The 13,817-nt window shown below is 33.3% G+C and carries 16 protein-coding genes and 1 pseudogene; 6 read left to right on the forward strand and 11 right to left on the reverse strand.

Features of this window, described 5'->3' with window-relative positions; genetic code table 11:
• A partial coding sequence (locus ACKI2P_RS02135; protein WP_407374604.1) for a right-handed parallel beta-helix repeat-containing protein occupies positions 1-1,942 on the forward strand: 1,942 nt, incomplete at its 5' end.
• A gap of 24 nt (positions 1,943-1,966) precedes the next feature.
• Positions 1,967-2,575, forward strand: a pseudogene (locus ACKI2P_RS02140) (transposase); the annotation flags it as partial.
• Positions 2,576-2,587: 12 nt separating this feature from the next.
• Here ACKI2P_RS02140 and ACKI2P_RS02145 read toward each other — a convergent pair.
• From ACKI2P_RS02145 to ACKI2P_RS02170, 6 genes are all read right to left on the reverse strand, one after another.
• Entirely contained in the window at positions 2,588-2,782 is a 195-nt protein-coding gene (locus ACKI2P_RS02145) for a hypothetical protein (protein WP_407374605.1), read from the reverse strand.
• A 540-nt stretch (positions 2,783-3,322) separates the two neighbouring features.
• Entirely contained in the window at positions 3,323-3,640 is a 318-nt protein-coding gene (locus tag ACKI2P_RS02150; RefSeq protein WP_407374606.1) for a transcription factor S, read from the reverse strand.
• A 121-nt stretch (positions 3,641-3,761) separates the two neighbouring features.
• Entirely contained in the window at positions 3,762-4,196 is a 435-nt protein-coding gene (locus tag ACKI2P_RS02155; protein WP_407374607.1) for a hypothetical protein, read from the reverse strand.
• A 129-nt stretch (positions 4,197-4,325) separates the two neighbouring features.
• The gene (locus ACKI2P_RS02160) at positions 4,326-4,649 is read right to left on the reverse strand and encodes a DUF2149 domain-containing protein (RefSeq protein ID WP_407374608.1); all 324 of its coding nucleotides are present in this window, start codon (positions 4,647-4,649) and stop codon (positions 4,326-4,328) included.
• Between the two features lie 8 nt (positions 4,650-4,657).
• On the reverse strand, positions 4,658-5,299 hold the full coding sequence (locus ACKI2P_RS02165) for a MotA/TolQ/ExbB proton channel family protein (RefSeq protein ID WP_407374609.1): 642 nt from the start codon (positions 5,297-5,299) through the stop codon (positions 4,658-4,660).
• 16 nt (positions 5,300-5,315) lie between these two features.
• Positions 5,316-6,026, reverse strand: coding sequence for a DUF2162 domain-containing protein (locus ACKI2P_RS02170; protein ID WP_407374610.1), 711 nt, complete (start codon positions 6,024-6,026; stop codon positions 5,316-5,318).
• Positions 6,027-6,229: 203 nt separating this feature from the next.
• Between ACKI2P_RS02170 and ACKI2P_RS02175 the strand changes: the two genes are divergently transcribed.
• The 4 genes from ACKI2P_RS02175 to ACKI2P_RS02190 all read left to right on the forward strand — a co-directional run bounded on the left by ACKI2P_RS02175 (position 6,230) and on the right by ACKI2P_RS02190 (position 9,574).
• Positions 6,230-7,531, forward strand: a complete 1,302-nt coding sequence (locus ACKI2P_RS02175; RefSeq protein WP_407374611.1) for a phenylacetate--CoA ligase family protein — start codon at positions 6,230-6,232, stop codon at positions 7,529-7,531.
• Positions 7,532-7,540: 9 nt separating this feature from the next.
• Entirely contained in the window at positions 7,541-7,972 is a 432-nt protein-coding gene (locus tag ACKI2P_RS02180) for an acetolactate synthase (RefSeq protein ID WP_407374612.1), read from the forward strand.
• A 211-nt stretch (positions 7,973-8,183) separates the two neighbouring features.
• Positions 8,184-8,927: an SDR family NAD(P)-dependent oxidoreductase gene (locus ACKI2P_RS02185; RefSeq protein ID WP_407374613.1), complete on the forward strand. Its 744-nt coding sequence runs from the start codon at positions 8,184-8,186 to the stop codon at positions 8,925-8,927.
• Positions 8,928-9,040: 113 nt separating this feature from the next.
• The gene (locus ACKI2P_RS02190) at positions 9,041-9,574 is read left to right on the forward strand and encodes a zinc ribbon domain-containing protein (RefSeq protein ID WP_407374614.1); all 534 of its coding nucleotides are present in this window, start codon (positions 9,041-9,043) and stop codon (positions 9,572-9,574) included.
• A gap of 39 nt (positions 9,575-9,613) precedes the next feature.
• On the opposite strand, the gene ACKI2P_RS02195 is transcribed toward ACKI2P_RS02190, so the two are convergent.
• The 5 genes from ACKI2P_RS02195 to ACKI2P_RS02215 all read right to left on the reverse strand — a co-directional run bounded on the left by ACKI2P_RS02195 (position 9,614) and on the right by ACKI2P_RS02215 (position 13,651).
• The gene (locus ACKI2P_RS02195) at positions 9,614-10,078 is read right to left on the reverse strand and encodes a DUF2124 family protein (RefSeq protein ID WP_407374615.1); all 465 of its coding nucleotides are present in this window, start codon (positions 10,076-10,078) and stop codon (positions 9,614-9,616) included.
• A gap of 38 nt (positions 10,079-10,116) precedes the next feature.
• The gene (locus tag ACKI2P_RS02200; RefSeq protein WP_407374616.1) at positions 10,117-11,100 is read right to left on the reverse strand and encodes a beta-ribofuranosylaminobenzene 5'-phosphate synthase; all 984 of its coding nucleotides are present in this window, start codon (positions 11,098-11,100) and stop codon (positions 10,117-10,119) included.
• A 67-nt stretch (positions 11,101-11,167) separates the two neighbouring features.
• A complete protein-coding gene (locus ACKI2P_RS02205) occupies positions 11,168-11,815 on the reverse strand; it encodes an adhesin (protein WP_407374617.1) in 648 nt (215 codons plus the stop codon).
• A gap of 36 nt (positions 11,816-11,851) precedes the next feature.
• Positions 11,852-12,352: a ferritin gene (locus ACKI2P_RS02210; RefSeq protein WP_407374618.1), complete on the reverse strand. Its 501-nt coding sequence runs from the start codon at positions 12,350-12,352 to the stop codon at positions 11,852-11,854.
• Between the two features lie 42 nt (positions 12,353-12,394).
• Positions 12,395-13,651 (reverse strand): ATP-binding protein, encoded by a 1,257-nt coding sequence (locus ACKI2P_RS02215; RefSeq protein WP_407374619.1) that lies wholly within the window; start codon positions 13,649-13,651, stop codon positions 12,395-12,397.
• Positions 13,652-13,817: the final 166 nt, after the last annotated feature.

The raw sequence follows: 13,817 nt of genomic DNA on the forward strand, positions 1-13,817 counted from the left end.
CGATATTATACTAGAAGATAATGAAAATTCAAATTACATTGACGGTATTAAATTAAAAGAAGCCAATATGGTTATTGATGGAAATGGCCATAAAATTGATGCCTGCGGAAAAACTAGAATATTTGAAGTATTTGGAAAAAACATAACTTTAAAAAATATTAATTTAAAAAATGGATATTCTGAAAAAAGTGGTGGAGCAATATCTATTGAGGATGGAGGAATATTAAAAATTCACAATTGTTCTATTTTTGATAATGAAAGCAATTATGGGGGAGCGATATATTGTGGAATTGATGTCAATTTAGATATTGATTGCACTAATTTTTCAAGAAATATTTCACACAGTGCTGGTGGAGTAATAGTTGGCGGGAGTAATAGTGTTTTGGACATAAATGATTCTACATTTTCCGAAAATAAGTCATTAGGCGATTCTGGTAATGTAGGTGGCGGGTCAATAGATTGGCATGAAAATTCAAACATTACTAATTGTATTTTTTCGAATAATTTCTCAAAGTATCCCGGCGGAGCAATATCTTCTTATGATTCTAAAATTTATAAATGTTTATTTGAATCTAATGCTAGTGATGAATCCGGCGGCGCATTAATAATTTCCAAAGGCGAACTCAATGACTGCATTTTTAAACAGAATGTCGCAAAAGAAAAGGGCGGTGCCATATACCAAGAATATTCTAACAGCTACATTATCAATAATTGTACATTTGAGAATAATTCCGCAAAAACAGCAGATGAAATGTATGTAACCGGCAATATTACAATGTCAAATTCCATAATATCCAATAATGTTAAAAATGAAAGGAATGAAAATAATTTCTTAATATTTAATGAAAACTTTTTAAAAGTTTTAGATTGCAGATTCTTAAATAGTAATTCCAACTATGTTATTATCAATGAGGACACATTAGAAATTTATAATAGTATTTTTTCAGAAAATGCTGCCGATGACATGATATATAACACAAATAACGATTGTACACTAAATGTTTTTTACGGAAATTTTAACAGCAATCATGTTGAAAAATCTTTAATTTTTAATGAAGGTAAAGTATGTACTTTAAATGGAACTACTTTTGAAAATAATATTTTTGTTAATGAAAACTCCAAAGATATCGTTAATATGTCAAAATTGAATTTAACAAAAATTAAAATGAATGATAAAGGTAAATGCATATTTAATGATGGGGAGATCTTTATAAAGAATTCACCACCGACCTTAAATAATCAGATAGTGGGTGCCGGAATAGTTAACTGGAATATTTCACGTCAAAATGAGAATTATGATTTTACATTCCTCGATGAAGAGATACATAAAAATACTAAAGAATATGTTCTAAAGCAAGACATATCATTAGCAGAGTATGAAATTGATTTTTATGAAGGTGGAATAGAACTGGACATTGATGATTTTGTCATTAATGGTAATGGTCATAATATTGATGGAGGAGGTTTATCTCGTATTTTCATTATCACCGCAAAAAACATCACTCTGAAAAATATTGTATTTAAAAACGGATATTCCCATAACTATTATAACAATATTTTAAATAGTAGTGGTGGAGCATTAAGAATTCTTTCTATGTCCAATATACTTATAGAAAATTGTGAATTTATAGATAATATTTCTGAAAAAATGGGTGGAGCAATATTTAATGAAGGTGAAGGCGTTTTAAAGGATTCTACATTCACAAATAATTATGCGAAAGGAAAAAGTTTTCAAGATGGTGGCGGAGCAATTTACGATGATAGTAATTTGATTATTGAAGATTGTATTTTTTCAAAAAATAAGGCGGATGGAAAAATGGGCCAAACTATGGCTGTATTAAATTATGATAATATAAAGGAGAATTCTTTTAAAGAGAAAAATACTGATAATATCGTAGTCAGAGCACATGCCAAGGTAAAGTTTGAAGATATATTGGGATAGAATCATCCACATCAGACAAGTACCAGATTAACATTATCTGATGCGATACTCAATATTTCAGTCACAGAAAAAATTGTACGTCGCAGAATACCAAAAAACACGAAAAAAATTATCCTAGATTCAACGGTAAATAAACCATTTATTTGCTTAACAAAAGATTTATTCCCAATGAATCGTAATGTAGCAGATGAAATAGGAATAAAACATCAATTATGCAAATTTCACCTATTCCAAACAATAAATCATAAATTAAAAGTGCATTGTCGACGAAACAAGATAAATGGAAAAGCAAGAGACCATATTTACGAAAATGCACAAGAATTAAAAAATTGCTTCAGACAAAATTCAAAACAAGAAGCAATCGAGCAATTTAAACAATATTTACAAAATTACAGAGCCATTCCAGTCGTATTAAAAGATTTCATTAGAAAACACATCATTATGCACTTTCATAGATACGTAGAACACTTAGATGATGAAAATATAGAAAAAACATCCAATAAAGTAGAAAATTACTACAGACAAACCAACCCAGAAAAAATAAAGAAATTATACAAGACCAAAAATGGAATTCTAACATTTTTAGACTTCCAAATGCAAAACTGGACACAAAATCACATAAAAATTAAATAAGCCTATAAAATTTTACAGACTCTTTTTTTCAAAAAAAGTTTTTCTAATTAGATTATTTTTTAATTCATCAATTTCAATGCCGTAATCTTCTTCAAATTTATTTTGTATCTTTTTTTGTTTGCTCCTATATCCAAAACGACCTATTTTTTCAGGCACTATTTTTTCAAAATCAACCCCACACAATGGACATTTTTTTGAATCATCCATAACTTTATGTCCGCATCTCATACACATTTTAGCAATGATTAATTATTAATCAAATAATAATAAATAACTTGTGCATAAATGCATTAATACATATACTGCTAAGCATGAATGCAAGCTTCCACGAAGACCTTAAGACCAGATACATTATAGCACTCGTTATTTTAATTCTATGATTAGCAGAACATAAATTATAATATTTAAATCATCTGATGTAACCAATCAGCACTATCCTCCTACTTTCCCCAACATTATTTAGAATTGCTATTTTTCAAACTCTACATACTCAAAATTCATCGTTACATTCAAACATCAAACAATATGCAAAAAATGACATATTTTTAGTGATTAGTTTATGAAAAAAATAATTATTCTATAAATAATAACCTAAAATAAAAAATAATACCATTAATAGAATAAATCCTTAAAAAATTATATTAAAAATAAATAAATCAATAAATATAATTTTTATATATTATTGAATAAAATAAAAAGTTTATAGATTTAAGTTACCAAAAGTTAATTAAGAGGGAAGCCTATGTTCTAGTTGGAACTTCTCCATGTGTTGCCGCATTTGGCACATCTTATGAAGTTGGTAGGCGCTTCATCAGCAGATCTTGTCTGTACTGTCCACCAGTATCCTTTTGTGCCTCCGCATTTGTAGCAGGTTATCCTTGTTGTCGGCAGAGCAACGTTGTTTCTGTCGGTTACAATTACCTTTGACTGAGGATTTTTTTCACCTTCCATGGTATACTGTTCCTCAATATCCTCATCAGAAAGTGATTTTTCATATCCGCACCTGCATTTGATTCTGCCGTTTTTAGGCATCAGCATCTTACCACATTCAGGACAAAATTCCATATCATCTACACCTTAAAATTTTTTTCAATTCAGGAAAATTACCGCCGTAAAACATCAACAGCATAACATATGTAAAAACAATTATTTAAACTATATCAAACACTGAAATCCATTTAATGAATCAGTTAATGTAATGTTTTGTTCTTCTGTAAATTATAAAATTCAATATCATCACAACAATAGCAAAAAGAACCATATAAAATTCGACGGACAGTTTCAAAGCCATGTTGACGCCGCCACTATTTATAAGCAGTGTTTCTGTTGGCGGGAAAACATCTGCACCGAAAAGCATAGGCATTACATAAATAAATACAATGTCAAATAGAACAATATAAATTAAAGCTGCCAGAAATCTGAGATAGCTGTTAGGTATTTCACGTGCTTCAACAAGATTGTTAACGCAATAAACGGCCAAAAAGTATAATCCGAATAAAATACCCAAATAAACTCCGGCATTTAAATCAAAGGCGTCTAAAATATTGACGGTTACAATAGCAATTATTACTGAAGTAATGAAATTCAGAAAAAGAACCCTGACAGTATTATACTTAATCAATATTATGCACCCTATATGTTATTTTACCAATAAATTATATATAACTTTCAATGCATATAAGGATTTTCAAAAAAATAGTTTATGTCAAAAGATTTGATAAAAATATAAAAAAAGGATAAAAAGGAAGGGTTAACCTTCCACCATAATCAGCTTGCCCGTCGCAGGGTCCTTATAGACCTTACCCATCTCGGTATATCCCTGACCTGAGCTGTTTGAGGTATCAGGAGTTTCATTCAACTGCTGACCCTGATCAACTTCCGTCATGGTCTTTTGCTGCATCTGTTCCTGAATGTTCTGTTCGGGATCAATCATTGCCTGCATGTTCCAGCTTATGATAACGAAAACGAGAAAACCTACCGCAATAACAAGCATAGCATCCACAAGGTTGGATGTACCTGCCATAGGGTCTTCCTCTACCCTTTTAGACCTTCTTCGACTTTGCTTTCTTACCATAAAATCACTTAACTCATTCTGTCTAGAACTGCATCAATCAATGCATCCAAATCAGATAAATATCTGTCATACCATCCTGAACGGATTTTACCTAAAACATAACACATTGCACCTGAACCGATACCGACAATTGTTGTGTTGAACGCAACGGTAAGTGAACTTGCAAGAGTGTTGATGTCACCTGCGCCCAAAGCCGCAAGACCAGGTCCCATCGGAATTAATGTACCCATCAAACCGAGAGTTGGTCCGATACGTGTGATAATGTCAGTTTTTTGTAAAGTGGACATTGTCTTTTCCTCTTCAAACTCAAATAGTTTACGTGCAAGAGCCTCCCTTGAATCCTTTCCAAGAGTTTCTGAAGAAGCAATTTCGTTTAAGACTTTCCTTTGAGCCTTTGGAATTTTCGCATTGGCAATTACATTTTTTAAATCATCTTGAGTCTGTGCATTATTGATATCATAAATCAAATCTCTGATAGTTCCCACAGGAACCTTACGCCTTGAGGTATACTCGGCGATTACCCCACCCAAAGTAATGATTGTAATTATTACTAGTATAAGCAATATTACAAGAACCGGAATGGTTAGACTCTGTGAGATTACGTCAAGAGAACCTGTTAAAAATTCTCCACCAGGAATATTTAAAGCCATATATTTTCACCTAAATTTATTCTAAAATACTTTTGCCTCTTTTGTTTAAGACCATACCTGCAAAAATCAGAATAGCGAATGCTATAATTATCATGAGTATGTCTTGAGGGGAACCAAGAGAAACAGGACTCATGGTTTTGGTTAAAGCACCTGCAATGTTTGGAATTACAATTGCTGAAAGCAAGAAATATGCTCCCAAAAGCAGCATGAAATTTCCCAATATGATAGGATAAGGCTTGCTTGTAAGGCGAATTATTGTATTTGATGCCAGATATGTAACAATCATTACTCCAACCAATGCTGCTGCAGCGTACCAACTTAAATTCAGTGAACTGACACCTATTGTTGGCGCTACAATCAGAACGCTTGCAATAATTGAACCAAAACAACATGGACAAGGAGCAATAATAGCCAGAGATGTCGCAGTTGACGTATTCTTATCATGTATTTTCCACTCTCTGATAGTAAACAGACCTGCTATTATCATGATTGAAGCCATTATTATATAAAAAATAGTGTTATAACCATAAATGGCCTGAATTAACTGATCCGCATATAATGAAGCAATAGCTGATATCAAAACAACCCCACCACCATATGCAATGCAAATTACAGCAAATAATCTTTTAGACAAATTGGCCAATCCTGAAGCCAGTCCTATCTTAACTCCAAAGACGATGACTGACGCAAAAATTCCAACTTGCCACAATACACTCATCATATCCATATCAATTTCCCCATAATCAAATAAAATTTACAATTTTACAATTATTTATTACTTCAATAAAGTATTTAAATTTTACAAAGTTGCGATGTGTATTGACAATAACATCAATAATATATTAAATTTAATAATTTAAATAGTTAAAAGAAAATTTTATAGATATTGAAAATAAAATATTATAATATTAAATTAAAATGAGGCAAAATATGTTTTGGAATGAAGAAATTGAAACTATGCCAAGGCAAGACCTTGAAGAATTACAACTTAAAAAGCTTCAGGCCACTGTAAAAAGAGCATTCAATGAAATTCCGTATTACAACAAAAGATACAGTGAAGCAGAAGTTTATCCAGAAGACATAGAAACTTTAAAAGATATTGAAAAGTTACCATTCATTACAAAGGATGACTTGAGGGAAAGCTATCCTTTCGGACTGTTTGCAGTTGACATCAAACAAATCAAAGAATTACACTCATCCTCCGGAACCACAGGAAAACCTGTTGTATCAGGTTATACTGAAAAAGATCTGGATACATGGGCAGAAACAATTGCCCGTGGACTGACCATGATGGGAATTGGCGAGGAAGATATTCTTCAGAACACCCACGGTTACGGTATGTTTACCGGAGGTTTTGGAGTTCACTACGGTTGTCATAAGGTCGGCGCAACAATCATTCCAATTTCAACAGGTCAAACCAGAAGACAAATCGAAATAATGAAGGATTTCGGAACCACCGGATTAATCTTTACCCCATCATATGGAATTCACCTGGGTGAAGTGGCTCTTGATGATGGAATCGACCCAAAAGACCTTGGCATCAAGGCTATCGGTTTTGGAGCTGAAATGTGGACAGAGGAAATCCGACAGAAAGTTCAGGACATCTTCGGATGTAAGGCATACAACATCTACGGTTTAACCGAACTCATGGGTCCGGGAGTAGGTATAGAGTGTGAAGCTCAAAAAGGACTTCACATTCCTGAAGACATCTACTACCCAGAAATCATAGATTCAAATACAGGAAAAACACTGGGTGCAGACACCCCTGGAGAACTTGTACTGACAAATCTCGAAAGAGAAGGAATGCCTGTAATAAGATTCAGAACAAAAGATTTAACCAAAATAACTTATGAAAAATGTGAATGCGGAAGGACTCACGCCAGAATGAGCAGAATTACAGGAAGATCAGACGATATGATAAAAGTCAAAGGAGTGGCAATTTTCCCTTCACAGATTGAAAAGGCCTTGCTTAAAGCGGGTGACGTCGAGCCTCATTACATGATAATAGTAACAAGACCTGGAACATTGGATGAAATCGAAGTGAAAGTCGAAGCATCCCAGGACATTTTCTTTGACGGCGTTAAAGAAATGATGGCAGTTCAGGAAAAAATCGGAAAATCAATAGAAAACGAAACAGGAATCAGAGTAAAAGTCACACTAGTAGAACCTAAGACCCTACCAAGATTTGAAGGAAAAGCAAAAAGAGTAATCGATGAGAGAAATTTACATTAAGGTGAAAGCATGAAAATCAAACAGTTATCAATATTTTTACAAAACAGAATGGGAAGCCTGTCCAAACCTCTTGAAGTACTTTCAGATGCAGATGTAAATATAAGAGCCATGTGCATGGCAGATACTTCCGAATTCGGAATTTTAAGGCTTGTCGTTGATGACCCTGAAAAAGGTAAAGATGCTTTGGAAGAAAATAACTTTTTAGTAAAAATCACTGAAATCATTGGTGTGGAAATGAATGACGCACCTGGTGGACTTACATCAATTCTAAATGTGATTAAAAACAACAATATCGATTTGGAATATCTCTATGCGTTTACACACGACAAAATCAATAAGGCAATCCTGTTGCTTCATACAGAACAACTTGACGAATTGATTTCAACACTCCAATCAAACGACATCGTTATTGTTTCTGCACAAGAAGTTTATAATTTATAAACCAGAACCTCCGGCTTAAAAAGTCGGAGAAATCCTCATTTTTTTAGACTTTAATATAATTAAAATTTTTTTATAATCTTTTCAAAAGACAGCTCCATCCCACATATATTAAATATATATCATTTTTTAACTTAATTATTTATATAAATTTTAAAATAAATATATCAACATAATTTTCATGAAATTCATGAACAATTAAGTAGGTGATAAAATGGGAAAACTAGACGGTAAAGTAGCAATCGCAACCGGAGCAACATCCGGAATGGGTAGAGACACTGCAAAATTATTCGCAAAAGAAGGAGCAAAAGTAGTAGTAACCGGAAGAAACGAAGAAAGAGCAAAAGAAGTGGTTGACGATATCAAAGCTGCAGGCGGAGAAGCAATCTATGTCATTGCAGATATGGCAAACATGGACGACGTGGAAAAGATATTCGATGCCACAATGGAAGAATACGGAACTGTCGACATTCTCTTCAACAATGCAGGAATGCTTTCAATGTCCCCATTGATGGAACTGACCATAGAAGAATGGAACAGAGTATTCAACGTCAATGTAACCTCAGCATTACGTTTAACCCAACTAGTGGCTCCAGTAATGAAAGAAAAAGGAAAAGGAACAATCGTAAACACCTGTTCTGTAGCATCCTTTGGAGCACACCACGGATTTGCTGCATATGTTGACAGTAAACATGCAATGATGGGACTGACCAGATCAATCGCATGGGAATTAGGTCCTGAAATCAGATGTAACGGTATTGCACCTGGATTAATCCACACAGCAATGGTGGACAGTATCGGAGGACCTGGAGCACTCCAGCAAATGATTGACCAATGCCCTGTAAAAAGACATGGTGTACCTGAAGATATCGCAACTGTTGCATTATTTTTAGCAAGTGACGACTCTTCTTTCATTGATGGTCAAATCATCAAGGTAGACGGCGGATTTGAAATCTAATCCCCCTTAAAACATTAAATTTTTAAGACCTGAAGTTGGAATATTCCTACTTCCTTTAATTTTTACTATTTTTATATACAAACTTTTTTAATCTTGAATTCAATACTATTATTATGGACAGATATTGTGAAAAATGTGGTGTTAAGCTAAAGGAAAATGCCCAATTTTGCCAAAACTGCGGAGCTGAAGTTCCAAAAAAGACTAATTTTAAAAGATACGGCATCATAATCATTGCAGTCATAATTATTGCAGCAGCCTTAGCATCATCAGCTCTGTTTTTAAACCAAACACAGGTAGTAAAAGTGGACAATGTGGAATTCGAACTTCCGTCAGATTATGTTAACGACCCTTCAAGAACTGAAGTCAGCTACGATGAAAACGTCAAATCAAGCGCAATGGGATGGAGCAACGACAAGCACTATATCGAAATTGGAGTTACAAGAACACCTGGTGAGGGTATAAACAGTAAAGAGGTTGCATCCAGTCTAGGTGGAAGCCCAACAAAAATGTTTGGATATGACGGATACTATCAAAAGTACGATGAGAAAAGCTATTCATTCATATTCGGCCTTAAGGACGAAGTTTGCATGATATATGTATCTGACTATGAAGCATTTGAAGACGTAAAAGTATTGGGTTCTGCATGATACACTTTATTCAAAAAAAATAGATTAAAAAAATAAAAATTATTCTTTAACGACACCAGTCAGTGTCCCATCAATGATTACATCAAAATTAACTTTTTCAAGCCAACCCGCCTTAGTAAACATGTCCATGAAGCTTACTCCAATAAGTTTACCATCATCTTTTAGAATCTCATCAACAGTTTTGTTTAAATCATCAGTATCAACATCATATTTAGGCATGCTTAGTCCGCCCAGCAAAACAACTACATCTGAGCCATGAGGATCAGAGATTTCATCATTCAATACCATTGCATATGATTTAAACTCAAATTTGTGGCAATTATCAATATCGAGCAGAGGTACGAAATTGCTTTCAACATCCCTTACTGCATAAGCCAAAAGTTCTGCAAATGGTGTGCAGACTCCCGGAGAACCTAAAAAAGTAATTTTTTGAGCATCATCAACTTGTTTTTTAAATGAAACAAGCTGTCCGTTGATACCCTTCCATTCACTGACATTTTCCATGAAAATAACTCCTTAAAAAAAAAAAATAAAAAGAAATACTATTTTTCAATAGTAAATCCGTGATTTTGTGCTTTGGTTACAAAGACAACTCCTTTGTCCCCAATAATTTCTTTAGTTTTTTCTACGATGAATTCATTTGATTCATCAAATACTGTGTATAATACCGGTCCAAATGAAGATATTCCAACACCGTAAGCTCCGGCATCCTCAATTGCCTTCATGGTTGGCAGGTAGCTTGCATCCAAAGAATGTTCAAGTTTGTTGAATCCTACTTTTTGAAGCTCTGAAACTGCCCATCCGAAATTTTTAATATCTTTTTCAAGCATGAAAGGAACAAGATTCATCAAAATCAGATGTGATACCTGTTCGACTTCCTCTTTAGGAATTGGACAATATGTCTGGAATACATCCACTTCATCATCCCCTTCCATATGTTTTTCGATATACGGAATTGCTATTAAAATTTTCCACTCTTCAGGGAAGTCATATCTTGCAATCAGTGTTGCAGGTTTTGCCTGGGAAGCACCTGAAGGTAAAAACAAAGGTTTTTCCTCTTTACTGTGTCCACCATCTAGAATGAATCCTCCCAAATCATGAGTGTATGTTCCAATTCCGGAGGTACCTCCTCTTCCAACAATGCTGCTTAATTCACGGCTTTCAATATCTATATTCATAGTTTCTGTAATCAGATGTGCTGTTGAAACTGCAATCTGGGTTCCGCTTCCAAATCCGGAATGCGGAGGGTATGTCTGATGTACGGTAAACTTAAAACCGGCATCAATATCAAAATGATCAATAGTTCTTTGAGCTGCATCAGGAATCTTTTCTTTGCACTCCTCAATAGCTTCCTCATCATCTACTGTATCTGCAAATTCCAGTTCGATTCCTTCGTCAATCTTTTCTACTTCCAAAATGAATTGAGGATCCTGCAGTGCAAGACCAATTCCACCATCGACTCTCCTATATGACCCATTCAAATCAATGAGAGACATATGTATTCTTGAAGGTGCTTTGATAATCATCATTTCACGTCCTAATTAATTAATAAACAATTTATTTATAAGCTTTATATATAATAAATATTTCTTTTTAAAATAAGTTATCAACACAATTTATTAATTTCAATGCCAAATCACATGAAACATCAAAAGGTTCATATGAATAGCATTCATATACCAAAGTAGGAATTCCGGCTTCCGCAGTCGGTTCTGTTATGAACGGAGGACTTGAGCGAAACTCGGGAGCATAATAAACAATTTCAGGAATACTGTCCAAAATTTCATTCATGAATTTTTCAGATTTCTCATCAAATCCAGGTGCAAACAGGAAATTGGTTATCTTATATTCCCCAGGTCCTCTGGAACCACGGTTTGAGTGGATATCCAAAAACAGGTCATAATCTTTACTGATAATATCATCTTTTATAAATTCCTGAGCCAGTTTCTGGCCTTCAAGACGCCCTTCGGTTTCAGAATTCTTATCGTTGACATTAATGTTGTAGAGATAATAACAGCATTTCAAATCTGTCTTATTAATTAAATCTTCAAATAGGGCTCTGTGAGACTTGCTTTCAAGAGGATGCATTCCAATTGAATAGGCAATTTTTATCTCAGAGTCGACATCTCCAAAAGGACCATGAACGTATACGCTACCTAATTCATTTTCTCCAAGCATGACTGATTCATATTTTGTGGAATCGACCTGCGCTTCACAGGTAGGGCCTTCTGGGTAATCCATTTTAACACCAAAAAAATAAAGTAAGACCAGAATAATCTAGTCTTCGGAAGGTGCACGTCCACCTAATTCCTTGTTTAATTCGTACATCAATCTGTTGTCGCCATCAGCGAATTTGATTTTTGCAACGAGTTCCATAGCGTTTTCTTCTTCTTCAACTTGTTCTTCAACAAACCATTGCAAGAAGTTGTTGGTTGCATGGTCTTTTTCTTCGATAGCAAGGTCAACCAAATCATTGATTAAACCGGATACCTTTTTTTCATGTTCGAGTACGTGTTCAAATGCTGCTACAGGAGAGTCCCATTCGGTTTGAGGTCCTTCGATTTCAGATAATGTTACAGAAGCTCCCCTTCTGATAATGTAGTCATAGAATTTCATTCCATGTTCAAGTTCTTCTGCTGCTTGAACTCTCATCCAATTAGCAAATCCTGCTAAATCTTCATCTTCAAAATAAGCTGCCATGGACAAATATAAATATCCTGAGTAAACTTCAGCATTCAATTGTCCGTTTAAAGCTTTTTCCATTTTTTCTGATACCATTTTATCACCACAATTATTTTTGTTTTTGATTAGTTATATAGTTTAAATTTCATCACCCAACAAAAAGTCAATGATATTCAAATGTTTAACACCCTTTTGGGAAAAGTCATATCTATCTGTAGTGATGACATATGTATCATACTTATCAGGAATTTTGAAAAATGGGCTGAATTCCCTGTTTATAGTTTCTTCAGATGATAAAAGATAAGCAACTTGAATATAAACATATTTTCCAGATTTTTCACATACAAAATCAATTTCTTTTGGTTTTCCGTCTTGATCATTTTTTTCATCTAATTTACCTACAGTAACATTGTATCCTCTTCTTAAAAGTTCAACATATACTATATTTTCCAATACTCTAGGTATTTTTTTAGCACTTTTTTCAACCAATACACTATGAAAACCATGATCCATTAAATAGTACTTCTCATATATAGTCAGTAACTTTTTTCCTTTAAAATCAAAACGACGACATTTTGAGAAGAAAAAAGTTTGTTGCAGGCAATTATTATATTTCAATAATGTGTCCTGTGTTGTGTTAATATTATTTCCTTTTAGATAATTTTTAATGCTGTTTGATGAAAATGTTTCACCAATATTGCCAACCATATATTCTACAAATCTTTGCAATAAGCCTATTTTTTTAATTTGAAAACGTGAAATAACATCATTCAATAAAATTGAATCATAAATATCTTTTAAACCCTGAATTTTCATTCTAGAACTTGATAAAGAGAGAATACCGGGCATTCCACCATATTCAAAATAATCTTCATACAAATTATTTATTGTGCTTTTTGTTAACTTTTTGCCTTCAATTTGATTTTGATATTCTAAAAACTCTTTAAATGAGAAAGGATAAACATTAATTGTAATATACCTGCCCGCCAAATATGTAGCTAACTCACCAGACAATAATTTTGAATTAGAACCTGTAATATAAATATCACAATCCATAGACACTCGATATCCATTTATTGACCTCTCCCAATCAGAAACTTCTTGTATTTCATCAAAAAACAAATAAACCCTACCTTCAGTATTTTTAACTTTTTCAGAAATTATTTTATCAAGCTTGTCAGAATCATTGACATATTTGAACTCAGGAGACTCAAATGAAATAAATATAATATTTTCATTGTTTACTCCCCTACTTCTAAGCTCATCAACTAAATTATACAACAAACTTGTTTTTCCTGAACGCCTTAAACCCAAAAAGACCTTTACAAAATCAGTATCAACAAATTCATCAAATTGTTCAATGTAGGATTTTCGTTTAATTAATCTATTCTGCATTTTTCTCACATCCCCTATTAACATTGCACCAATCAGTATTTTAGAATATAAGTATATTATAGAATTTCAAAATTAAAAAAAAAACTATATGCTTATAATATGATATAATTTTAAAATATAAAAAACTATCCGTCTATACTATGATAGAATTTTAAAATATAAAAAA

Origin of the sequence: Methanobrevibacter sp. (assembly GCF_045541095.1) — an archaeon.
Classification (GTDB): domain Archaea; phylum Methanobacteriota; class Methanobacteria; order Methanobacteriales; family Methanobacteriaceae; genus Methanocatella.